The sequence below is a fragment of the Peteryoungia aggregata LMG 23059 genome, from assembly GCF_030814435.1.
Lineage (GTDB): Bacteria > Pseudomonadota > Alphaproteobacteria > Rhizobiales > Rhizobiaceae > Allorhizobium > Allorhizobium aggregatum.
In genome coordinates, this window is sequence record NZ_JAUSUW010000001.1 from 244,557 (window position 1) to 267,737 (window position 23,181).

Consider the following 23,181-nt stretch of genomic DNA (forward strand, 5'->3'; position numbering starts at 1 on the left):
GAGCCATAGCCGCCCGCTGCAATCCGCAGAATCAGCCCAGTCGATAGAGCCCGGGGCGTCGATCGGCGAGATAGGGGTTCTGCGCCTTCGCGTCTTCATAGGCACCAGTGTTGATCTCCGCGACCAGCAGGGTTTCGCGCATCCCGGCGCGCGCCAGCTCGTCACCGTCCGGCGCCAGGATCACGGAACGACCGCCATAGGAGAGCTCGTTTTCGTTACCACAGAGATCGGCATAGACGAGGAACACGCCGTTCTCGAATGCGCGCGTCGGAACAACGGTATCTGCGATCCGGCGGCTGATGATGCCCTGCGGCAGGGCGGTCGGCACCAGGATCAGCTCGGCACCGGCGAGCGCCAGCGTGCGGACGTTTTCCGGAAACTCCACATCATAGCAGATCAGCATGCCGGTCTTGATGCCGTTGAGGTCAAAGACATGCGGTGCGGCGTGTCCCGGCACGAAAGCCGCCCGTTCACTCTCACCGTAGAGATGGCTCTTGCGGTAGAATTCGGCGGTCCCGTCGGGCCGTATCAGCACCGAGGAATTGAAGACTTGGTTCCCGTCGCGCTCGGGAAAGCCCGCACAGATTGCCAGTCCGCAATCCGCAGCGATCTCCGTCAGCGCGCCGATGATCGACCCGTCACGCCCCTCCGCAACCTCCTCGAACAGGGCGCCGAGGGCATAGCCGCTGGTACCGAGTTCGGGCGTCACGAGCAGTTCCGCCCCCATCTCCGCGGCCGCCATCGCGGCCTGCGCAATTTTCCCGAGATTGCCGGGGACATCGCCGGAAAGCGGCTGCATTTGGTAGAGGGAGATCAGCATGGAGACACCTGTTTGCCTGGTGGGCGGGAGACGAAGGTTAGAGCCGCATGCCTAGCCGAGGCAAGCGGCAACTCGAAGGCAGGACGACGGTGCGTTGCCTTTCCCGGTCAAGACCTTATCTTCATGACATGGAACCTGTTTTCGACATCGTCTCCCCGTCATGATCTGGATCGTCGCCGCAGCGCTGGCCCTGTTGCTGATCGAGCTTTTCCTGAGGCGGAGGCCCTGGGCGCTTGCCCTCACCGCCATGATCGCAGCGATCGGCATCATCGTCTGGATCTTCAGCGACAGCCAGTCGCGCCAGCATCTTGACGCGGTCTCGGCGGTCACGGTCAACGTTTCCGCCGATGGCAGGACGTGTGTTGATCCGGCTCTGCCTGTCGCCGCAGTCATCACCAACGGCTCCGGCAACGCCGTGAGCCGTCTGTCATTCGACCTGATCGGGCGACAGCAGGGCAAGTCGACCATCGCCTATCGCGGATATCTGCGGCACGATCAGATCATCGCCCCCGGGGCAACGATCACGCGCTGCTATCCTCTGCTCTACCACGGCTTTGCCCATCCGCGACCGCAGATCATCGATGCGACGAAATACGAGTGGAGCGCCCATGTTTCGCTGATGAGCTTCGGCGAGCCTCCCGCCGAATAGCGGCGGAAAGCCGGACACAGGGCAAGCGACGGACCGACCGCCGTGTCCTTACACCTGGACGAGATGCCCCTCGGCGACTTCGCGATATTGCCGCACCGGCGGCTGATAGCCCACCGGGCGGATCGGGCTCTTGATCTCGTCGGTCGACAGATTGCGCTTCAACTTCCGCCGCGCCGGATCAGGCACCGGTACCGCCGCCATCAGCTTCTTGGTATAGGGATGCTGCGGATTGTCGAAGACGGCCTGACGCGGTCCGATCTCGACGATCTCGCCGAGGTACATGACCGCCACTCGGTGGCTGACCCGTTCGACGACCGCCATGTCATGGCTGATGAACAGATAAGCGAGATTGAAGCTCTGTTGCAGATCAAGCAGCAGATTGCAGACCTGAGCCTTGATCGAGACATCGAGTGCCGAGACCGCCTCATCCGCCACGATGATCTTGGGATCAAGGATGAGCGAGCGGGCAATCGCGATACGCTGGCGCTGACCACCGGAAAACTCGTGTGGATAACGCGGCATCATATCGGCAGACAGGCCGACGCGTTCCAACAGATCGGCAGCCTTTTCGCGCGCCTCAGCCTTCGAGCCGAGCTTGTGCTCGATGAAGGGCTCCATCACCGCCTGGCCGATGCTCATGCGCGGATCAAGGCTGGCGAAGGGATCCTGGAACACCATCTGGATGCTGCGGCGCATGCGGCGCAGCGACGGCTCGTCCAGTCGACCCACATCATAGCCATCGACATTGATCTGCCCCGACGTCGGCTGCACCAGCCGCGTGATCGAGCGCCCGGTGGTCGACTTGCCGCAACCGGATTCGCCGACTAGCGACAGCGTTTCGCCAGGCTTCAGGGTGAAGGAGACGTTTTCCACAGCATGCACGGCGCCACTCTTGCGTCCGAACAGGCCGGAGCGGATGTCGAAGCGCGTCGTGAGGTTCTTCACTTCGAGCAGCGGCTGGCTGGCCTTCTCCGGAATGCCGGCTTCGGCCTCCGGCACCAGCGTCGCCCCCGTCTTGATGTCGATCACCGGAAAGCGCATCGGCCGCTCGCGCCCACCCATCGATCCCAGCTTCGGGACGGCCGAAAGCAGCGCGCGGGTATAGGGATGCTGGCCGCGATTGAAGATGTCGTCGGTCGTTCCGGTCTCGACCGCCTCGCCACGGAACATCACGATGGTCCGATCGGACACTTCGGCGACGACGCCCATGTCGTGGGTAATGAAGAGAACAGCCATGCCCTCTTCGTCCTGCAGCGTCTTGATCAGGTCGAGGATCTGGCCCTGGATCGTCACATCGAGCGCTGTCGTCGGCTCGTCTGCAATCAGGAGCTTCGGCTTCGAGGCCAGCGCCATGGCGATCATCACGCGCTGGCGCATGCCGCCGGAGAACTGGTGTGGATATTCGTCGAACCGGTTCTTCGCATTCGGAATGCGCACCCGATCCAGCAGCCGCAGCACCTCCGTTTTGGCCTCGGAAAACGAGATGTCGCGATGGCAGGTGATGGCCTCCGCGATCTGCTTGCCGATCGGAAAGATCGGATTGAGCGAGGTCATCGGCTCCTGGAAGATCATCGAGATCTGGTTGCCGCGCACCTGGCGCATCTGCTCCGCATCGAGCGTCAGAAGCTCGCGTCCCTCAAGCTTGACGCTGCCTTCGATCCGGCTCGTCAGCTGCGGCAGGAGCCGCATGATCGACAGAGAGGTGACGCTCTTACCCGAGCCCGATTCCCCGACGATCGCCACCGTCTCGCCCGGCGCGACGTCGAGATCCATGTTGCGCACCACCGATCGCCACTCAGTGCCGACCCGGAAGGATGTCGTCAGCCCCCGCACGGACAAGACCGGCGTCACGCCCGCTTCTGTGCCCAGTTCCACCGCAGCCATATCCCGTTCCCCTTTTTTTGTCTGTTCGAGATGTGGTTGTTCGTTCAGGCGGCCAGGGCCGTTTCGGCGAGCGTCACCCAATAGCTGATGCCATAGGGAATGACCTCGTCGTTGAAGTCATAGGCCGAATTGTGCAGGTTCGCCGTATCGCCGTTGCCGATGAAGACAAACGAGCCGGGGCGCGATTCCAGCATGTAGGAGAAATCCTCCGCGCCCATGGTCGGGGGGAAGGCATCGCTGACGGCATGATCACCAGCAACCTTGCGCATGATATCGATGGCGAAATCGGTTTCGGACGCATGGTTGAAGGTGACGGGATAGCCGCGATGATAGCGCAGCGTCGCCTTGGCGCCCATGGCCATGGCCACGCCGCTGGCGATCTCGCCGATACGCGTCTCGGCCATCTGCCGCATCTCCGGCAGAAGCGTGCGCACGGTTCCCGAGAGCTTCACCATATCGGGAATGACGTTATAGGCATCGCCGCCATGGATCTTGGTGACCGTAATGACGACCGAGCTCAAGGGATCAGCCTCGCGTGATGCGATCGACTGCAGCGCGACCACGACCTGGGAGGCCGCCAGCACCGGATCGACGCTCTTATGCGGTTGCGCCGCGTGGCCGCTGCGGCCTTCGATCTCGATGTCAAACTGATCGGCCGCAGCCATGATCGAGCCCCTGCGCGTGGCGAAGGTGCCAACCGCCATGCCCGGATGATTGTGCATGCCGTACACTTCCTTAATGCCGAAATTCTCCATCATGCCGTCGGCGACCATTTCGCGCGCACCACCGCCGCCTTCTTCCGCTGGCTGGAAGATCACAGCAATTGAACCGCGGAAATTCCGGGTTTCGGCAAGATACTTGGCGGCACCCAGCAGCATGGCGGTGTGACCGTCATGGCCGCAGGCATGCATCTTGCCGGGCGTCTTGGAGGCCCAGGGCTTGCCGGACATTTCATGGATCGGCAGGGCATCCATGTCCGCACGGAAGCCGACGACCGGTCCGTCGCCGCGATTGCCCTTGATGATGCCGACCACACCGGTACGGCCGATCCCCGTCTTTACCACGTCGCAGCCGAACTCCTTCAACTTCTCGGTGACAAAGGCTGCGGTGCCATGCACATCGAACAGGAGTTCTGGATTCTGGTGCAGGTGGCGGCGCCACTCAGCGACTTCGGGCTGAAGTTCGCTGGCACGGTTGAGCACTGGCATGAAAGTAACCTCTTTTTGTCGTTGTTCCCCGCAGGATTTCGCGCATACTGTGCAGCGATGCGCAGCTTTGGCAAGCCGCAAAATTCCATCTTGCATGGAAAATAGGCTTGTGTTTACATGGCCTAAATTTTAGCCAACCCGACGAAGACCAATTCGTCCGGGAACGCATGGCGCGACTCCGAAAGACGCCTTGAATTGAAAAACTTTCCTGTAATACCAAGACGATAGGTGGTTGACATTTCACCAATGGGCTGGCCACATCGCGGGCCGGCAATTCGGTTCAACACCATGCCTGCAAACAAAAATAAATGGGGAATGAGCACATGAACACTCGCAAACTGATGCTGGCGGCGTCTGCTGCCGCTTTCGCGCTGACGGCAGTACCGGCCATGGCCGAACGCGGCACGGACGGCGACCTGAAGATCATCTTCTGGCAGGCGGTCTCGACGATGAACCCGTATCTGTCCGGGGGCACCAAGGAAGTCTACGCGGCCTCGATGGTCATCGAGCCGCTGGCCCGCTATGACGAAACAGGCGCACTGGTGCCGATGCTCGCCGTCGAGATCCCGACCGTCGAGAACGGCGGCGTTTCTGCCGACTTCAAGAGCGTGACCTGGAAGCTGAAGCCGGACCTCAAGTGGTCCGACGGCTCGGCTGTGACGGCTGACGACGTCATCTTCACCTGGAAATACTGCACGGCACCGGACGGCGGCTGCGCCCAGGGTGCCTATTTCGAAGGTGTGAGCAATGTCGAGGCCATCGACGCTTCCACGGTCAAGGTTTCCTTCTCCGAAGCCAAGCCCTATCCGTACAGCGCCTTTGTCGGTGGTCAGTCGCCGATCATCCAGGCCGCTCAGTTCAAGGATTGCCTGGGCCTCAAGGCACCGGAATGCACGGCTGCCAACTTCGGCCCTGTTGGAACCGGCCCCTTCGTCGTCAAGGAATTCAAGCCGAACGACGTCGTGACCTTCGAAGCCAACCCGAATTACCGCGATGCCGCCAAGCCGGCCTTCGCCTCGGTCACCCTGAAGGGTGGTGGTGACGCTGCCTCTGCCGCCCGCTCGGTTCTTGAGACCGGCGAGTTCGACTATGCCTGGAACATGCAGGTCGAGCCGGAAATCCTCGAACAGATGATGGCTGCCGGCAAGGGCAAGATCGAAGTCGCCTTCGGCACCCAGGTCGAGCGTATCGACTTGAACCCCTTCGGCGTGGATCCCTCGCTTGGCGACAAGCGCTCGACGAAGGAAGCCGGCCCGCATCCGGCCCTGTCCGACCCGGCCGTTCGTCGCGCGCTGTCGATCGCCATCGACCGCGAAATCATCGATGAAGCCGGTTACGGCCCGAACGGCCAGCCGACCTGCAATATCCTGCCGGCTCCGGATATCTATGTCTCGACCGCCGTCAACTGGTGCCTGAAGCAGGACATCGAAGGCGCCAACAAGCTGCTCGAGGACGCCGGCTGGAAGATGGGCTCCGATGGCATCCGCGAAAAGGATGGTGTGAAGCTGTCCTTCCTCTACCAGACCTCGACCAACTCCGTTCGCCAGGGCACCCAGGCACTGGTCAAGGACATGTGGAGCCAGATCGGCGTCTCCGTCGAACTGCGCAACATCTCGGCATCCGTCTTCTTCGGTGGCGACCCGGCCTCTCCGGACACCTTCCAGAAGTTCTATGCCGACATCCAGATGTACACCAACAACTTCGATGGCACCGACCCGGAGAAGTACATGGCCGGCTGGATGTGCGACAAGCTGCCGAGCCCGGCCAATGGCTGGCAGGGTGAGAACATCGTCCGCTATTGCAACCCGGAATATGACGCCCTCGTCAAGAAGCTCGGCACCACCGGCAAACTTGAAGACCGCGCCGTCATCGCCAAGCAGCTCAACGACATGCTGAGCAATGACGTGGCCCAGATCCCGCTCATCCATCGTGGCCAGCCCTCGGCTGTCAACAACACGCTGCTCGGCGTCAAGATGAACGCCTGGGACTCTGAACTGTGGAACGTCGCCGACTGGTCGCGCGCTAAGTAATGCCATCAGTGCCGGGCCTGCCCCTTTCGGCAGGCCCGGCATTCGCATTTTTGCCGACAGTCTGGAGACCAGCCGATGTTCACCTTCACCGTGCGGCGACTGCTGTTCGCAGTCCCGACGCTACTGGCCATCAGTTTCATTATTTTCGCCCTGCTCGATCTCGCTCCGAGCGATCCCTTGAGCGACCTGCCGCTGACAATCCCGCCGGAAGTGCGTGAGCAGATCCGCTTGGCCATGGGCCTCGATCAACCCTTCATCATCCGCTATCTCAAATGGCTGCAGCAGTTCTTCATCAATGAACCGCTCAACATTTTCGAACAGATCACCGGCCTGACCGTCGGCACCGGCGAACGCATGCGCGTCCTGTCCTGGGCGACCCGCAGCCCCGTGGTCGATCTCATCGTCCAGCGTCTGCCGCAGACGCTCTGGGTCGTCGGCCTGTCCTATCTCTTCGGCGTTCTCTTGGCGATCCCGATCGGCGTCATCTCCGCCTACCGCCAATACTCCTGGTTCGACCAGATCGGCACCTTCATCTCGATGGTCGGCTATTCCGTCCCGACCTTCTTCACCGGCGTGCTGCTGATCGTCGTCTTCTCCTCCTGGCTGCAGTGGTTCCCGTCGATCTATGACACCACGCTGGTGGTCAACAGCTGGGACAGCTTCGTCCTCCAGGTGAAGCAGATGTTCCTGCCCGTGCTGGTGCTGACGCTGTTCAACGTCTCGCAGATCAGCCGCTTCGTGCGCGCCTCCATGCTCGACAACCTGAACATGGATTATGTCCGCACCGCCCGTGCCAAGGGCGTGAGGGAAAAGGTCGTGCTGCTCGTGCATGTCCTGCGCAACAGCCTGATCCCGGTGGTGACAGTGATTGCCCTCGGCGTACCCACCATCTTCTCCGGTGCGATCATCACCGAGCAGGTCTTCCGCGTGAACGGCCTCGGCCAGCTGCTGATCACCGCAATCCAGGGCGCCGATATCCCGCTCGTGCAGACCCTGACCTTCATCTTCGCGATCCTGATCGTGCTCTTCAACCTGATTGCCGACGTTCTCTACGGCATACTCGATCCGAGGATCCGCTATGAGTGATGCCGCCATCGTGACCGCAACAGCACCGCAGACAAGGCCCCAGAGCGGCGGCTTCTGGCCCATGCTCTGGCGCCAGTTCCGCGCCCACAAGGGCGGCGTCGCCGGCCTCATCGTCTTCACCTTCATCGTGGCCGCCGTCTTCATCGGCCCCTTCATCCACACGATCGACCCGAACAAGATCGACATCCGCGCCAAGAACCAGGGCCCCTCCTGGGAACACCCCTTCGGCACGGATAATCTCGGCAAGGACATGCTGGCCCAGGTGCTCGCCGGCGGGCAGATCTCGCTCGCCGTCGGCATGGCCGCGATGCTGCTCTCGCTCGTCGTTGGAACGCTGATCGGCGTGCTCTCGGGCTATTCCCGCAAGCTCGACGGCCCGCTGATGCGCATGACGGACCTGTTCCTGGCGCTGCCGCTGCTGCCGCTGCTGCTTGTCATCATCATGCTCTTCCGCGACACGCTGCGTGCGGCCTTCGGACCGGAAACCGGCATCTTCATCCTGATCGTCTTCGTCATCGGCATCACCAGCTGGATGCACACGGCCCGCATCGTTCGCGGCGACGTGCTGGCGATCAAGAGCCAGGAATTCATCCTGGCGGCGAAATCGAGCGGCATGCGCGAACACCGCATCATCAGCAAGCACATCCTGCCGAACGTCATGTCCTCGATCATGGTCTCGGCAACACTCGGCATCGCCACCGCCATCATCACCGAGTCCGCGCTGTCCTTCTTGGGGTTAGGCTTCCCGCCTGACTTCCCCACCTGGGGCCGCCTGCTCTTCGACGGCGCCAACTTCCTGCAGATCAACCCCTCCCGCGTCATCTGGCCGGGGCTCGCGATCTCGCTGACGGTCTTGAGCGTGAACTATATCGGCGACGCCATCCGCGATGCGCTCGATCCGAAGGCGTTGAAGCATTGATGCTTAAATCAAGTGGGCGCATCAGCGCCCACTTGGCCTGCCCAATACCCGCCTCGCCACAAACCAGCTCGCACAGGCCCAAACGGTGCCCGCAGCCCAGCCGCCCAGAACGTCGGTCAGATAATGCACGCCGAGATAGATGCGGCTGAGACCGATCAACAGCGTCAGCACGACAGCCACCAGCGGGAAGAAATAGCGCAGCGTCGGCTGTTCCTCGATCCGCGACAGCATGGCGCCGAGCGTCAGATAGGTGATCGCCGACAGCATGGCGTGGCCGCTCGGAAAACTCATGTCGGTGACTTCGACGAGATGCTGGACCACCTCCGGGCGCGGCCTCGCGATACCGAGCTTCATGGCGCTGCTCAAGCCCCAGCCGCCGAGGATCGACACGGTGACGAAGATCGCCGTGCGGAATTTTCGGCGCAACGCGAGATAGACGACAACAAACGTGACGAGCAGCGTCAGCACGGTCACGCCACCCAGCGCCGTGATATCGACCATCATCTTGGTGAGCCAGGCAGGCCCGATCGGCAGGGAGGGATCGAAGGGGTCGCGCAGCATCAGAAGCACGCCTTCATCGAAAGCCCGCGTCTCCCCTTCCAGCACCTCGCCCGTCAGCTCGAACAGGAAATAGGCGACAAGCGCTGCGACCAGCGCCGTCAGCCAGACACGCCTTTCCGTGGCAGAGGCGATGCGGGTGAGATGGTGCTTGAAACGCTGCATGGGGCGGTATCCTGATCTATGGCATGGGGTTTCACATTGCGTCGGCAGGCGGGCGCGTCAACCGGGTCTAAGGGGGCAAATCTGGGCGGGTGGGGGTTGTTCAATTCTGAGGGCCCTGCCGCTTGGTACCCCCCCTCTGTCCTGCCGGACATCTCCCCCTCAAGGGGGGAGATCGGATGGGGCAAACCTTTCACCGACATTCAGAGAAACACTCCGCGACTTCCCCTTTGAGATTGCGCCCTGCCACATCAAGGAGGGCAAGTGACAAAGCAGGAGATAGCCGCGCGCCAATCTCCCCCCTTGAGGGGGAGATGTCCGGCAGGACAGAGGGGGGTACCACACGGCACAGGCTTTGAGCCGACCAGCTTACGCACCAAAACCACCTTGATCTTATCCACCACCCCCGCCACTCTCCGCCCACCCACCCGGAGACATCCCCATGCCCCACGGCCCCCTCAACCTCCTGACCGATATCGACGGGCTCTCGGTCGGCCATGCCACAGATCTGGCGCTTGGCTCCGGCGTGACGGTGATCCTCTTCGACGAACCGACAACCGCGTCTGGAACAGTGCTGGGCGGCGCGCCAGGTGGGCGCGACGTGACGCTGCTTGATCCCTCGATGACGGTGCAACAGGTCGATGCCTTCGTGCTCTCGGGCGGCTCGGCCTTCGGGCTGGATGCGGCAGGCGGCGTGCAGTCTGGCCTGAGGGCAGCCGGTCGCGGCTTTGCCGTTGGCTCGGTGCGTGTACCGATCGTGCCGCAGGCGATCCTGATGGATCTCTTGAATGGCGGCGACAAGGATTGGGGTCTGCATGCCCCCTATCGCAACCTCGGTTACGAGGCCTATCAAAATGCCGCCAAGGGCACCTTCCCGCTCGGCACGGTCGGTGCCGGAACGGGGGCGACCACGGCAAACCTCAAGGGCGGCCTCGGTTCGGCAAGCGCCATCTCCTCATCAGGCCACACCATCGCAGCCCTCGTCGCCGTCAATGCCATGGGTTCAGTCACGGTTGGCGACGGTCCGCATTTCTGGGCCGCCCCCTTCGAGGAGGGGGAGGAATTCGGTGGTCTCGGCCAGCCTGCTCATGTGACCGCCGAAGATCGGGCCATGCGCATCAAGGGACTGCGGCTGACGGCAACGACCATCGGCGCCGTGGTCACCGATTGCACGCTTTCGAAACCCGAGCTCCACCGCCTGTCGATCGCCGCCCATGATGGCCTCGCCCGCGCCGTGCTTCCGGCCCACCTGCCCTCCGACGGCGACACGATGTTTACTGCCTCGACGGGAAGACGCGAACGCAGCGGTCAGGCCGACCTCATGGAACTCTGCCATCTGGCCACGCTGGTGACGGCCCGGGCGATTGCGCGCGGGGTGTTCGAGGCTGTGGCGCTGCCCTATGCGAATGCGTTGCCGGCCTGGCGTGACAGGTGGGGGTGATCTCGGCTCCCTGCGGATACCCCCCTCTGCCCTGCCGGGCATCTCCCCCACAAGGGGGGAGAGCGGATCGCCGCACCGTTTCAACCGCCGCTAAGTTCCGGCTGTCGAAGGAGAAGGGATGTTTGGTCACGAAGCATAGCGCCGGCTGGCAATCTCCCCCCTTGAGGGGGAGATGTCGGCGTAGCCGACAGAGGGGGGTATCGCGCGGCAAACACAGATGAGGACTTGCCAAGAAGCGGAGCCCCCCACTTTCGTCCAACCCACCCTTGACCCAAGTCAAGGACAACCCGCCCTCCACCGCCGAGATTGCCCGCCAAGCTCGGTCATGCCTTTGACGCAGACCGGCTGCAGGATGACACGGATCGGGGGAGGACGGTTCGAGAATGGAAGACGAAAGCGACATGGAAAGACCAGTCCTCACCAACCGCATGTTCGACGAGCTGAAGCTCGGCGATGCCGCCAGCATCACCCGCGTGATCGGCCCCGATGACATCGAGCTGTTTGCAGCGCTTTCGGGCGACAACAATCCGATGCCGCTCGGCCAGTCGCTGATCCCGGTCGGCATGATTTCGGCCGTGCTCGACACCCGCCTGCCAGGCCCCGGCACCATCTATCTCGGCCAGGACCTCGAATTCTGGAAGGACATCGCAACCGGCGATCGGATCACCGCGACCGTCACTCTGATGAACAAGGAAAGCGATGGCCGGACGCTGATCTTCGACACCCGCTGCGTCAACCAGAAGGGCGAACCCGTGCTTGCCGGCAAGGCCCGCGTGCGGGCGCCGAACGAGCGCATCAGCTGGTCGGAAAATGCAGCGCCCGGCGTCTCGCTGCAGCGCCACGATCGCTTCGACGCCATTGTCGCCGAGGCACGCAGCCTGCCGATGGTGCGAACTGCCCTTGTTCATCCCTGCTCGCCGGAAGCCATCGAGGCTGCCGTCGAAATCCGCGATGAGGGCCTGCTCGACCCGATCCTGATCGGCCCGGAGATGAAGATCCGCGCTGCCGCCGAACAGGCCGGCATATCCATCGACGGCTTCGAGATCCTATCGACCGAACACAGCCATGCGGCAGCGGCGCTCGCCGTCGAACTTGCCATCGCCGGCAAGGTCGGCTCTGTCATGAAGGGCAGCCTGCATTCCGATGAACTGCTCGGCGCCGTCGTCGGCAGCGGTTCAGGCCTCAAGACAGAACGCCGCGTCAGCCATGTCTATGTCATGGACGTGCCAGCCTATTCCAAACTCCTGATCGTCACGGATGCGGCAATCAACATCGCGCCGACGCTGGAGCATAAACGCGACATCTGCCAGAACGCGGTGGATCTCATGCATATGCTTGAGGTGGCCGAGCCCAAGGTCGCCGTGCTCGCCGCCGTCGAGACGGTCAACGACAAGATGCCGGCGACACTGGAGGCCGCAGCCTTGACCGTCATGGCCGCCCGTGGCCAGATCAAGGGGGCCAAGGTTGACGGTCCCCTTGCCTTCGACAATGCGATCAGCATGGAAGCCGCCCGCACCAAGGGCATCATTTCGCCGGTTGCCGGCGACGCCGACATCCTGCTGGTGCCGGATCTCGAAGCCGGCAACATGCTGGCAAAACAGCTCCTCTATTTCGCCAATGCCGATGCCGCCGGACTGGTGCTCGGCGCGCGTGTGCCGATCATCCTGACGAGCCGCTCCGACAGCCTGCGCGTCCGCATCGCGTCCGCCGCGCTGGCAAAGCTGGTCGCCGCCAAGCGCGCGGCAGCCCTTGGTGGGAAAGCATGAGCCACAAACTGCTGCTGACCTTCAATGCCGGTTCGTCCACGGTGAAGATCGGCATTTTCGCCCGCGAACAAGCAGGCGCCAGACGCATCGGCAAGGGCGTCATCGACTTCCGCGCCGAGCCGCTGACATTCCATCTGGTCGAAGGCCCCGCCGTCTTCGACGTGCCCCTGGTGGCGAAGACCGATGACCTGCTGCACGACGTGCTGGAAGAGGTCTTCGACTGGCTCTCCGAGCACTACGATCTCGACGCCGTTTCGGCCGTTGGCCACCGTGTCGTGCATGGCGGTGATCTGTTCAGCGATGCCGTCCGCATTGATGGGGCCAGTCTTTCCGGCATCAATAGCCTGGTGACGCTCGCCCCGCTGCACCAGCCGCAGAACCTGCGCCTGATCCGTGCCATAGCCGAGCTGAAACCGGGCATTGCCCAGACGGCCTCTTTCGACACCGCCTTTCACCGCACGCAATCCGATGTCGTGCGCCGCTTCGCCATCCCGCGTGCGTGGTTCGACAAGGGCGTCAAGCGCTACGGCTTTCACGGCCTGTCCTATGCCTATGTCGCCGGTACCCTGAAGAGGCTCGAACCGGAAACGGCTGGCGGCCGCGCCGTCGTCGCCCATCTCGGCTCCGGTGCCAGCCTCTGCGCGCTGAACCACGGGATCAGCCGCGATACCTCCATGGGCTTTTCCACCATCGACGGCGTGCCCATGGCGACCCGCTCCGGCGCCATCGACCCCGGTGTGTTGTTCCACCTGATCGAGGCCCATGGACTGAGCATCAGGCAAGTCGAGGACATGATCTACAAGCAGTCTGGCCTGCTCGGTCTATCCGGCATCAGCGCCGACAGCCGGGTGCTGCTGGAGACTCCGATTAAGGAGGCCTGCGAGGCGCTCGATGTCTTCACCTTTCGCATCGCAGGCGAAGTGGCACGGCTCTCCGCTTCGCTTGGCGGCTTGGACACGCTGGTCTTCACCGCCGGCATCGGAGAGAACCAGCCGGCAATCCGCCGCTCGGTCATCGAGCGCCTGCGTTTTCTCGGTCTGCTGCTGGACGGCGAGGCGAACGACCGCAACGAAGGCGTCATCTCACGCGAGGAAAGTCGGGTGAAGGTCCGCGTGATCGCGACCGACGAGGAACAGGTGATCGCCGACGACTGCCTGAGACTTCTCGGCTGAGAAGATCCGCCGCCGCTGACACCAAAGCGTCATGAAACGCGCCTAGAGACGCTTCGATTGAAAGCGGATGGAGGCTCGGACATGCTGCGACAGACGGATACGACGGGTGACGTCCATGAAGCAGCGCGCGGTGAGGTTCTGATCCTCTCCAACGCCCGCGTCGTGACGCCGGACCATGTGCTGCATGGCTCGGTTGTGGTTCAGAACGGTGAGATCGTCGAGATCCACGAAGGACCATCACGCCATCAGGATGCGCTTGATTTTGCCGGCGACTATCTCCTGCCCGGCCTTGTCGACATCCATACCGACCATTTCGAAAAGCACCTCTATCCCCGCGCCCATGTGCGCTGGGACTTCATGCGCGCCGCCTTGGCCCACGATGCCCAGATCATCGGCGGCGGCGTGACGACCGTTTTTGACAGCCTTTGCGTCGGGGCAACCACCGACAATCCGGAGCGTGCCGAGATCCTGAAACCGATGATCGAGGCGCTGGAGCAGGCGCAAAACTCAGGCATGCTGCGGGCCGAACATCTCGTCCACCTGCGCTGCGAACTGACAGACCCGGTGACGCCGCAACTGACGGTCGAGAACATCGACCGCGAGATCGTCCGCGTGATCTCGGTCATGGAGCACCTGCCCGGCATCCGCCAGAGCCGCGACATCGAGGCCTATGTCGCAAGGGCCTGCAAATCGACCGGCGAGAGCCCCGAACTGGTGCGCGAGAAGATCAAGGTGCTGGTGGCCGAAAAGAGCCATATCGCCGCGACGACCCGGCCTGACATCGTCGCCCTTGCCCGCGCGCGGTCCATGCCGCTGATGAGCCACGACGACACCGATATCGCCCACATCGAGGAAGGCGTGGCGGAGGGCGTGTCGATCTCGGAATTCCCCTGTTCGATGGAGGCGGCGGAAGCAGCCCGCGCGGCGGGCATGCACATCGTCGCCGGCGCACCGAACCTCGTTCGCGGTGGCTCGCAATCCGGCAACATTGCCGTGCGTGATCTGCTCGCCGCACGGCTCGTCGATATCCTGGCTTCTGACTACGTGCCGCGCTCGATGCTCGACGCCGCCTTCATGATCGCGGCCGATCCGGGCCTCGACTACGACCTGCCAAGTGCGGTCGCTATGGTCACCCGCACACCGGCGCTTGCCGGCAATCTGCCTGACCGCGGCGCCATCAAGAACGGCCTCAAGGCCGATCTGATCCGCGTCGACCTCCAGGACGGTCATCCCTTCGTCAAATCCGCCTGGCGCTCCGGCCACCGCGTCGCCTGACGCTCAAGACAGCCTGGCTCACTCATGCCAGGCAGACGCCAGCACCCGCAGCCAGTTTTCCCGGCAGATCTTGTCGAGATCGGAAGAACCGTATCCGCGTTCCTTGAGCCCGGTGATGAGCCGCTGGTTGCCGGCAGCGTCGCCGATGACATTGGGGATCGTCGCACCGTCGAAATCCGAGCCGAGCGCCACGCAGTCGATGCCCATGCGACCGACGAGATAATCGATATGGCTGATCATGGTGGAGATCGAGGTCTCTGCATCGTCGCGCCCATCCGGCCTCAGCATGGTGACGGCATAGTTGAGGCCGACGAGACCGTGGCTTGCCTTGATCGCATCCATCTGACGGTCCGTCAGGTTGCGGGCAACGGGCGTCAGCGCATGCACGTTGGAATGGCTGGCGATCAGCGGCTGGTCGCTCAGGCGCTCCACATCCCAGAAGCCCTTTTCGGTGATATGGGCGAGGTCGATCAGGATGCCCAGCCGGTTGCAGGCCCGGATCAGCTCTTCGCCGGCTTTCGTCAGGCCGGGCCCGGTATCGGGCGAGCTCGGATAGGCGAAGGGCACGCCATGGCCGAAGATGTTGTTGCGGCTCCAGACCGGCCCGAGCGAGCGCAGACCTGCGGCATAAAACACCTCCAGCGTTTCGAGATCCGCATCGATCGCCTCGCAGCCTTCCATATGCATCACGGCCGCAAAGACGCCGTCCGACATGGCCTGGCGGATCTCGGCGGTCGTCCGGCAGAGCCTCCAGCTCCCGTCCTGGTCCAGGCGATGGGCAATCGCCGCCATCTGCAGCGCGATGTCGAGCGAGGACATGCGCTCCAGCGGCGGATCGAGCGGCGTGGAGTAATGCCCGTTGGCATCCGGCTCGCGCAGGGAGAAGTCATGCGGCGACGGGATGTAGATCGCGCAGAGACCGCCGGCGAGCCCACCCTTTTTCGCACGCGGCGCATCGATGTGCCCGGCGCTGGTGCCGTTGCGGAATTCGGCCACGGGATTGCGGCCCTCGTTGCGGCTGCGCCAGAGACGCAGGAGGACATCGTTGTGGCCGTCGAAGACTAGGTTCATGAATTGAGATCCAGACGTGACATCCGGACCGTGAGCCCGGACGAGGAGAAAGGCGGAACACCGCGACTGTTGCGGAATCGTTGGACCAAATCATGTCGCGCTTCAAGTCACGGAACGATTTATCCCGCGCTGTCCTGAGCAAGGGACGGCATGCGCGCAAGCCAGTCGGTCGCTGCCTCGTAGGCCGCCGCAGCGGATAACACCGCCTGATCAGCACGCGGCTTCCCGATCAGCTGGAAGCCGTTGGGCAGGCCCGTCGTCGAAAAGCCGGCAGGCAGAGCCGCTACCGGCAGCCCTGCCATGCTGGGGCCAATCACCACCTCCATCCAGCGGTGATAGGTATCCATGTGCTTGCCCGCGATCTCGCGTGGCCAGGGAATGTCGGCATCGAAGGGGAAGACCTGGGCCGCAGGCGCGATCAGGTAGTCGTAGGTCTCGAAAATCTTGGCCAAGGCCTGATACCAGGCCGTGCGGATCGCCGAAGCCTCGTAAACGTCTGCCGCCTGGACGCGCAACCCGGAACGAACCTCATAGAGGATCTCCGGCTTCAGCGACCCTCGGCGGCCGGGGTCTTCGTAGAAGTCCCGCATGCTGCCGGCGGTGAAATAGCTGCGCAATGTCGTCCAGGCCCACCAGAGGCGTTCCATGTCGAAGTCGACGCGCACGGGCTCGACGGCGAAGCCGAGCCGTTGGAAGACACCGAGCGCCTTCTCGTTCAGTTCGAGCACGCCCGCTTCAAAGGGCAGATGACCACCAAAATCACCAAGCCAGCCGATGCGACACCCCTTACCCGCGATCTCTGGGGTGAGGCTGATCGGCCCGCTTTCGAATGAGGACGGGTCGCGAGGGTCGAAACCGGACTGCACGTTAAGAAGCGCCACGACATCCTCGACGGATCGCCCCATCGGCCCAAGCGTCGCGAGCTGGTTGAGATAGGCGTCCCGACCGGGAAGCGTCGGGATGCGCCCGAAGCTCGGGCGGAAGCCGACGACATTGTTGAAAGCGGCGGGATTGCGCAGCGAGCCCATCATGTCGCTGCCATCGGCGACCGGCACGAGACGCGCGGCAAGGGCTGCCCCTGCCCCGCCGCTCGATCCACCGGCGGAACGGCTCAAATCCCAGGGATTGCGGGTCACCCCGAAGACGGGATTATAGCTGTGCGAGCCGAAACCCCATTCCGGCGTGTTGGTTTTGCCGATGATGATCGCACCGGCGGCGCGGATGCGCTCGACCTGGATATCATCGAAATCCGGCACATAGTCGTGGAAGAGCGGCGAGCCATAGGTGCAGAGAAGACCCTTCGCCTCGCTCAGATCCTTGATGGCAATGGGCACGCCATGCAGCGAACCGAGCGGAGAACCGGCAGCGCAAGCGGCGTCCTTTGCCCGCGCTTCGGCGAGCAGGGCCTCGCGCGATCGCAGGCTGACAAGGGCATTGATCTCCGGGTTGAAACGGTCGATCCTGTCGAGATAACCCGCCATGACCTCCTCTGCCGTCAGGCGCCCTTCGCGGATAGCCTTGATGAGTTGGGAGAGGGACAAGCAGGTGAGGTCGGACACGGGTGGCTCCGTTTGAATGGACGCTCTGGTCAGGCAGATTGAGACGATGGGCTTCACGACACAAGGCTGTCAAGCGCCCGGCCAAGCGCTTCATGCAGGCCTGCCATGCACATCCGGAAAACTTTGAAAGCGCCAAAAATAAAAATGGTCAAACGACCAAATTAGAGGCAACATGCCACAAAAGAGGATGATGCGGGCCTCGTCGAACCGCACGTCCGATACACGGGAACTTCGGCGAACCAAGGCAAAAGCCGGCAGTTTCCCTGTTCCGGGGTCATATTGCAGGCTCTGCCGCAAGGGGAGAGCTCAGCATGCCGAAAAGCTGGCACGTCAATTGCGTGACACCACTTGCGCCACCCCTGATACGGCAGGTTCTGCCGCACAAGGGGTCGAACGAAGAACTTCGCGCATAACCCGAACGCCAGGGGGCACGGCTTGAGTTCCGCATCAGACAAGGCAGCCATCGAAATCCGCGGCGTCAGCCGCGTTTATGGAACCGGACCCGACAAGGTCACAGCACTCGACGGGATCTTTCTCAAGATCAAGGAAAACGAGTTCTTCACGCTGCTGGGGCCATCCGGCTGCGGCAAGACCACGCTTCTGCGCCTGATCGCAGGCTTCGATTTCCCCACCACGGGCGAAATCCTGCTGCACGGCGAAGACATCGCACCGCTCCCGCCCTTCAGGCGACCGGTCAACACCGTTTTCCAGTCCTACGCGCTCTTCCCGCATATGTCGGTCGCCGACAACATCGGCTTCGGCCTGAAGATGCTCGGCAAGCCGAAGGCGGAGATCGAAGCGCGCGTCGCCGAGATGCTGGAACTCGTGCACATGACCAAGATGCGCGACCGCCAGGTGAGCCAGATCTCCGGCGGCCAGCAACAGCGCGTGGCACTGGCCCGAGCACTCGCGCCTAAGCCAAAGGTCCTGCTGCTCGACGAGCCGCTGTCGGCGCTCGATTACAAGCTGCGCAAGGAAATGCAGATCGAGCTGAAGCGCGTGCAGGCCGAAACCGGCATCACCTTCATCTTCGTCACCCACGACCAGGAAGAGGCGCTGACCATGTCGGACCGCATTGCGGTCATGTCGACGGGAAGCCTCCGCCAGGTCGGCTCCCCCTGGGATATCTATGATCGCCCGGCCGAGCGCTTCGTCGCCGACTTCATCGGCGAGACCAACTTCCTTGAGGTCGAGGTGGCCTCCGTCACGGGTGACCGGGCGAGCGTCCGGCTACGTTCGGGCCGCGAGATCCCTGCGACCTTCCCGGACAACACCACGCCATCCGGCAAGGTCACCATCGTGATCCGTCCGGAGCATGCAGAGGTCGTCGAACCGACGGATGCGGCAACACTGAAGGGCACCGTAGAAAGCGTCGTCTATCTCGGCACAGACACGAACATCAACGTCCGCCTTGACGGCGGCTCGCTGTTCACCGTCCGCCAGCAGAACAGCCGCAGTGGCAGCTGTGGGGTGACGGAAGGCCAGGGCGTCGGCATCCTCGTCAGCGACGATGTCGCGCAGATCCTGAGGGATTGACCATGAGCGCGATGAAAACGGCCCCCGAAACTGCCAGATCGCGCGATGTCAAAAACCGTTGGTTGCTCAGCCTCCCGGCCCTTGCGATCATCTTCGTCGCAGCACTTGGTCCGCTCTTCGTCATGGTGCTCTATTCCTTCCTGGAGAAGGGCGACTATGGCGACGTCAAGTTCGGCGTCTTCTCGCTCGAAGGCTGGACCTCGGTCTTCATGCAGCGCGATATCTTCGATGACACCCTGGGCATCGCCGACGCGCATCTGGCGATCTTCTGGCGGTCCATCAAGCTCTCGCTCTATACAACCCTCTTCACCCTGATCCTGGGTTTCCCGACCGCCTACTTCATCGCGACCCGGCCAGCTCGGACCCGCGAGATCTGGGTCTTCCTGATCACCATCCCCTTCTGGACCAACCTGCTGATCCGCACCTTCGCCATGCAGCAGGTGATCCGCAACGAAGGCATCCTCAACAACCTGCTGATCTGGCTCGGCATCATCGATACCCCCCTGCAGATCATCTATACCGACACCGCCACACTGCTCGGCATGACCTATGTCTACCTGCCGCTGATGGTGCTGCCGCTTTACGCATCAATCGAGAAGCTCGATTTCCGTCTCGTCGAGGCCGGCTACGACCTCTACGCCAACCGCCTGCAGGTGCTCTGGCGCATCGTCATTCCGCTGGTGAAGCCCGGCCTGATCGCCGGCTCCATTCTCGTCTTCATCCCCTCGCTCGGCGCCTATGTCATTCCACGCGTACTGGGCGGCGGTAAGAACCTGATGCTGGGCAACCTGATCGAACTGCAGTTCGGCTCTGGTCGCAACTGGCCGCTGGGGGCGGCAATGTCGATCACGCTGATGGCCCTCGTCATGATCGCACTGCTCTTCTATGTCCGCAACGCCGCAAAGTCGGGGGTGCGTCATGGCTGAACGTCGCTTCGACATCCGCTCGCAACCGGGCTTCGGCCTGATCGCGCTCTTCACCTTCTTCGCGCTCTATTTGCCGATTGCGACCCTCGTCGCCTATTCCTTCAACGCCAATGACTCGCTCTCGAGCTGGGGCGGTTTCTCGCTGCGCTGGTTCGCGTCCGCCCTGGAGAATGGTACGGCCCAGGAGGCGGCCCTGCGTTCGGTCATTATCGCCCTCTGGGCGGCGGGGCTGGCAACGATCGCCGCCACCATGGCGGCGTTGGCCACGACCCGCACCGAACCCTATCGCGGTCTGACGGCGAAGTATGCTGTCATCAACCAGCCGCTGATGATCCCGGAAATCGTCACGGCGGTGGCGCTCCTGATCGTCTTCTCGCGCATCAAGGTCTGGACCGGCTATTCCGGCCTCGGCTATCTGATCATGGCGCATACGGCCTTTTGCATTCCCTTCGCCTATCTGCCCATCCGGGCACGGCTGGAAAGCATGGACCTCACGCTCGAACGAGCGGCGGCCGACCTCTATGCAACCCCGTGGCAGGCTTTCCGCTTCGTGACGTTTCCCTTGCTGCGCCCGGCCATCATCGCCGGCTTCATGCTCGCCTTCGTCATCTCGCTCGATGACGTCGTCATCACCGAATTCGTGAAATCCGGCGGACAGGACACCCTGCCCACCTACATGCTCGGCCAGATCCGTCGCGAGACGACGCCGGAGATCAACGCGATCGCGACGATCTTCCTCGCCGCCTCGACGGTGCTGATCGTGATCTTCTTCTTCATCAACCGGCGCAAGCCGCAAGCATAACGACAACCAAAAGAGAGGAACGGAGAATGACAATGAAATGGATGACGACCACGGCGATTGCCGCCATCTCGGTGCTGGGTTTCGCAGGCGCGGCCTCGGCCGCTGGCGAGCTCAACATCTACAACTGGGGTGACTATACCAGCCCCGAACTGATCAAGAAGTTCGAGGAACAGTTCGACGTCAAAGTGACGATCACCGACTATGACTCCAACGACACCGCACTCGCCAAGGTCCGCGCTGGCGGCCATGGCTTCGACATCGTCGTGCCCTCGGCCAACTACATGCCGATCTGGATCAACGAAGGTCTGCTGCTCGAAGCCCGCCCCGACCAGATGGAAAACTTCAAGAATGTCGACCCGCGCTGGGCGGATGTCGAATGGGATCCGGGCCGCCGCTACTCGGTTCCGTGGCAGTGGGGCGTGACCGGCATCGGCGTCAACACCAAATTCTACAAGGGTGACATCAACACCTCGGCCATCTTCCTCGATCCGCCGGAAGAACTGGTCGGCAAGCTGAACGTCACGCCGGAAATGAACGACGTTCTCTTCGCCACCATCAAGTATTTTGGCGGCGCCTGGTGCACGACCGACAAGGAAGTGCTGATGAAGGTCCGCGACAAGCTGGTCGAAGCCAAGGCGAAGTGGCTCGCCATGGACTATAGCGTCACCGACAAGCTGCCGACCGGCGACTACGCGGGCGTCTACTACTGGAACGGCGCCATCATGCGCTCGCGCCTGCAGAACCCCGAGGTCAAGTTCGGCTATCCGAAGGAAGGCTATCCTGTCTTCATGGACAGCGTCGTCATCCTCAAGGATGCCAAGAACGTCGACAACGCCAAGGCCTTCATGAACTTCATCATGGCCCCGGAAAATGCGGCCATGCTGTCGAACTTCGCCAAGTATGCCAACGGCATCAAGGGTTCGGAAGCGTTCATGGACAAGGAGATGCAGGGCGCGCCGGAACTGGTGATCCCCGCAGAACTGGAGAGTGCCGGCGAGTTCCTGCTGAGCTGCGAACCTGACGTGCAGCAGCTCTACACCCGGATCTGGACCGAAGTTCAGAAGTAACCTCGACCCAAAACAAAAGACAGAAACGGGAGGGCCAATGGCCCTCCCGCAGGAGGAGCACACCCTGATGACGACGCAGTTTGCCGAGGCCCATGGCTTCGAAAGACGGGACGTGACGCTTGCCAACTGGCGCACGGCCCCTTTCAGCCGTTTCAGCTTCGGCCATGCCGACGAGGTGGTGCCGAGCGCCAGGATCTCAGCAGGCGCCGAAGAGCCCGAAGGCGCGCCGGTGGTCTCCGACCTCATGCGCCAGTCACTCCCTGAGGGTCTTGCCGGCCAGCCTGACGTCGGCGCCTATCTCCACTATGCCCACACCGACGCCTTCGTCCTGATGAAGGCGGGCCGCATCGTCGCCGAACACTATGCCCCGAATGCCGGCATCGACCAGCGCCACATCGTCTTTTCGATCAGCAAGTCGCTGACCGCTCTGGTGATCGCAACCCTGGAAGCCGAGGGGCTTATGGATCCCGACGCCCCTGTCACCAGTCTCCTGCCCGAAGCGGCGGGCTCCGCCTATGGCGACTGCACCATTCGCGACGTGCTCGACATGCGCGTCAGCCTCGCCTTTGACGAGGCCTATCTCAACACCGATGGCGCCTATGCCCGCTATCGCCGTGCAACGCTATGGAACCCGGCCGATCCGTCCCAGCCGGATGAAACCTTGCTCGCCTTCCTGCTGACGCTCAAGAAAGACGCCCATCCGCATGGCGGCGCGCATTTCTATGCTTCTCCGAATTCTGACCTTCTCGGCATCCTGATCGAGCGAGCGACCGGAGAACGCTACGCCGATGTCTTGTCGACGCGCCTTTGGAAGCCGCTCGGCGCAAGGAACCATGCCAGCGTCACCGTCGATGCCGAGGGCACGGCGCGGGCGGCAGGCGGCATCTCGGTCACAGCCCGCGACCTCGCCCGCGTCGGCGAGATGCTGCGAAATGGCGGCATGGTCGCCGGCAACCGCCTCATCCCCGAGGCGTGGCTCGCCGACATGCTGACGGCAGGCGACCACCAGGCCTGGGTCGACGGCAAATCCAACTTCTTCCCCAAGGGTCGCTATCGCAGCCAGTGGTACCAGTCGGGTGAGCCTGATGGAGCCTTCTGCGCCATCGGCATCCACGGTCAGTGGCTCTATGTCGATCCCTCCACCGAGACCGTGATCGTCAAGCTCTCCTCCCAGCCCAATCCGCTGGACGACGAGCTGAAACACGACAATTTCGCCTTCTTCCGTGCGCTCAGCGCCTGGACCGCCTGAG

Annotated in this window: 19 protein-coding genes; 13 read left to right on the forward strand and 6 right to left on the reverse strand. The window is 62.7% G+C overall.

All coding sequences use genetic code 11. The annotated features are described in order from the left end of the window. Positions 1 to 31 precede the first annotated feature (31 nt). The gene (locus J2045_RS01155; RefSeq protein WP_307368287.1) at positions 32 to 820 is read right to left on the reverse strand and encodes a carbon-nitrogen hydrolase family protein; all 789 of its coding nucleotides are present in this window, start codon (positions 818 to 820) and stop codon (positions 32 to 34) included. Between the two features lie 160 nt (positions 821 to 980). Between J2045_RS01155 and J2045_RS01160 the strand changes: the two genes are divergently transcribed. After that, positions 981 to 1,469, forward strand: a complete 489-nt coding sequence (locus J2045_RS01160; RefSeq protein ID WP_307368290.1) for a hypothetical protein — start codon at positions 981 to 983, stop codon at positions 1,467 to 1,469. A 48-nt stretch (positions 1,470 to 1,517) separates the two neighbouring features. Here the strand turns inward: J2045_RS01160 and J2045_RS01165 are convergent, their stop codons facing one another. Beyond that, positions 1,518 to 3,353, reverse strand: coding sequence for an ABC transporter ATP-binding protein (locus tag J2045_RS01165; protein WP_307368293.1), 1,836 nt, complete (start codon positions 3,351 to 3,353; stop codon positions 1,518 to 1,520). Between the two features lie 44 nt (positions 3,354 to 3,397). Next, a complete protein-coding gene (locus J2045_RS01170) occupies positions 3,398 to 4,561 on the reverse strand; it encodes a M20 aminoacylase family protein (RefSeq protein WP_307368297.1) in 1,164 nt (387 codons plus the stop codon). Positions 4,562 to 4,884: 323 nt separating this feature from the next. Here J2045_RS01170 and J2045_RS01175 point away from each other — a divergent pair, with 323 nt between their 5' ends. The 3 genes from J2045_RS01175 (at position 4,885) to J2045_RS01185 (ending at position 8,596) form a co-directional block, all read left to right on the forward strand. After that, complete coding sequence (locus tag J2045_RS01175; protein ID WP_307368300.1) at positions 4,885 to 6,591, forward strand: peptide ABC transporter substrate-binding protein; 1,707 nt, start codon at positions 4,885 to 4,887, stop codon at positions 6,589 to 6,591. Between the two features lie 75 nt (positions 6,592 to 6,666). Continuing rightward, positions 6,667 to 7,677 (forward strand): ABC transporter permease, encoded by a 1,011-nt coding sequence (locus J2045_RS01180; RefSeq protein WP_307368303.1) that lies wholly within the window; start codon positions 6,667 to 6,669, stop codon positions 7,675 to 7,677. Between the two features lie 61 nt (positions 7,678 to 7,738). Beyond that, positions 7,739 to 8,596 (forward strand): ABC transporter permease, encoded by an 858-nt coding sequence (locus J2045_RS01185; RefSeq protein WP_307369221.1) that lies wholly within the window; start codon positions 7,739 to 7,741, stop codon positions 8,594 to 8,596. Positions 8,597 to 8,617: 21 nt separating this feature from the next. Here J2045_RS01185 and J2045_RS01190 read toward each other — a convergent pair whose 3' ends face one another. Then, entirely contained in the window at positions 8,618 to 9,319 is a 702-nt protein-coding gene (locus tag J2045_RS01190; protein ID WP_307368306.1) for a phosphatase PAP2 family protein, read from the reverse strand. Between the two features lie 439 nt (positions 9,320 to 9,758). On the opposite strand from J2045_RS01190, the gene J2045_RS01195 reads away from it, so the two are divergent. The 4 genes from J2045_RS01195 to J2045_RS01210 all read left to right on the forward strand — a co-directional run bounded on the left by J2045_RS01195 (position 9,759) and on the right by J2045_RS01210 (position 14,970). After that, positions 9,759 to 10,757, forward strand: coding sequence for a P1 family peptidase (locus J2045_RS01195; protein WP_307368309.1), 999 nt, complete (start codon positions 9,759 to 9,761; stop codon positions 10,755 to 10,757). A 401-nt stretch (positions 10,758 to 11,158) separates the two neighbouring features. Next, positions 11,159 to 12,523: a bifunctional enoyl-CoA hydratase/phosphate acetyltransferase gene (locus J2045_RS01200; RefSeq protein WP_307368312.1), complete on the forward strand. Its 1,365-nt coding sequence runs from the start codon at positions 11,159 to 11,161 to the stop codon at positions 12,521 to 12,523. Continuing rightward, entirely contained in the window at positions 12,520 to 13,695 is a 1,176-nt protein-coding gene (locus tag J2045_RS01205; protein ID WP_307368315.1) for an acetate/propionate family kinase, read from the forward strand. The genes J2045_RS01200 and J2045_RS01205 overlap by 4 nt, the downstream gene beginning before the upstream one ends. A gap of 81 nt (positions 13,696 to 13,776) precedes the next feature. After that, on the forward strand, positions 13,777 to 14,970 hold the full coding sequence (locus J2045_RS01210) for an alpha-D-ribose 1-methylphosphonate 5-triphosphate diphosphatase (RefSeq protein ID WP_307368318.1): 1,194 nt from the start codon (positions 13,777 to 13,779) through the stop codon (positions 14,968 to 14,970). An 18-nt stretch (positions 14,971 to 14,988) separates the two neighbouring features. Here the strand turns inward: J2045_RS01210 and J2045_RS01215 are convergent, their stop codons facing one another. Together J2045_RS01215 and J2045_RS01220 are read right to left on the reverse strand one after the other, a co-directional pair. Further along, positions 14,989 to 16,041 carry a dipeptidase gene (locus J2045_RS01215; RefSeq protein WP_307368320.1) on the reverse strand — a complete coding sequence of 351 codons (1,053 nt, stop codon included), beginning with the start codon at positions 16,039 to 16,041 and terminating at the stop codon, positions 14,989 to 14,991. Positions 16,042 to 16,160: 119 nt separating this feature from the next. Beyond that, the gene (locus J2045_RS01220; RefSeq protein ID WP_307368322.1) at positions 16,161 to 17,600 is read right to left on the reverse strand and encodes an amidase; all 1,440 of its coding nucleotides are present in this window, start codon (positions 17,598 to 17,600) and stop codon (positions 16,161 to 16,163) included. A 435-nt stretch (positions 17,601 to 18,035) separates the two neighbouring features. On the opposite strand from J2045_RS01220, the gene J2045_RS01225 reads away from it, so the two are divergent. From J2045_RS01225 to J2045_RS01245, 5 genes are all read left to right on the forward strand, one after another. Then, positions 18,036 to 19,136, forward strand: a complete 1,101-nt coding sequence (locus tag J2045_RS01225; RefSeq protein ID WP_307368324.1) for an ABC transporter ATP-binding protein — start codon at positions 18,036 to 18,038, stop codon at positions 19,134 to 19,136. Between the two features lie 11 nt (positions 19,137 to 19,147). Further along, a complete protein-coding gene (locus J2045_RS01230; RefSeq protein WP_102018921.1) occupies positions 19,148 to 20,062 on the forward strand; it encodes an ABC transporter permease in 915 nt (304 codons plus the stop codon). After that, complete coding sequence (locus tag J2045_RS01235) at positions 20,055 to 20,864, forward strand: ABC transporter permease (protein WP_307368326.1); 810 nt, start codon at positions 20,055 to 20,057, stop codon at positions 20,862 to 20,864. The genes J2045_RS01230 and J2045_RS01235 overlap by 8 nt, the downstream gene beginning before the upstream one ends. Before the next feature lie 32 nt (positions 20,865 to 20,896). Next, on the forward strand, positions 20,897 to 21,931 hold the full coding sequence (locus J2045_RS01240) for an extracellular solute-binding protein (RefSeq protein ID WP_102018521.1): 1,035 nt from the start codon (positions 20,897 to 20,899) through the stop codon (positions 21,929 to 21,931). A 67-nt stretch (positions 21,932 to 21,998) separates the two neighbouring features. Beyond that, complete coding sequence (locus tag J2045_RS01245) at positions 21,999 to 23,180, forward strand: serine hydrolase domain-containing protein (RefSeq protein WP_307369226.1); 1,182 nt, start codon at positions 21,999 to 22,001, stop codon at positions 23,178 to 23,180. The last annotated feature ends 1 nt before the right edge of the window (position 23,181 follow it).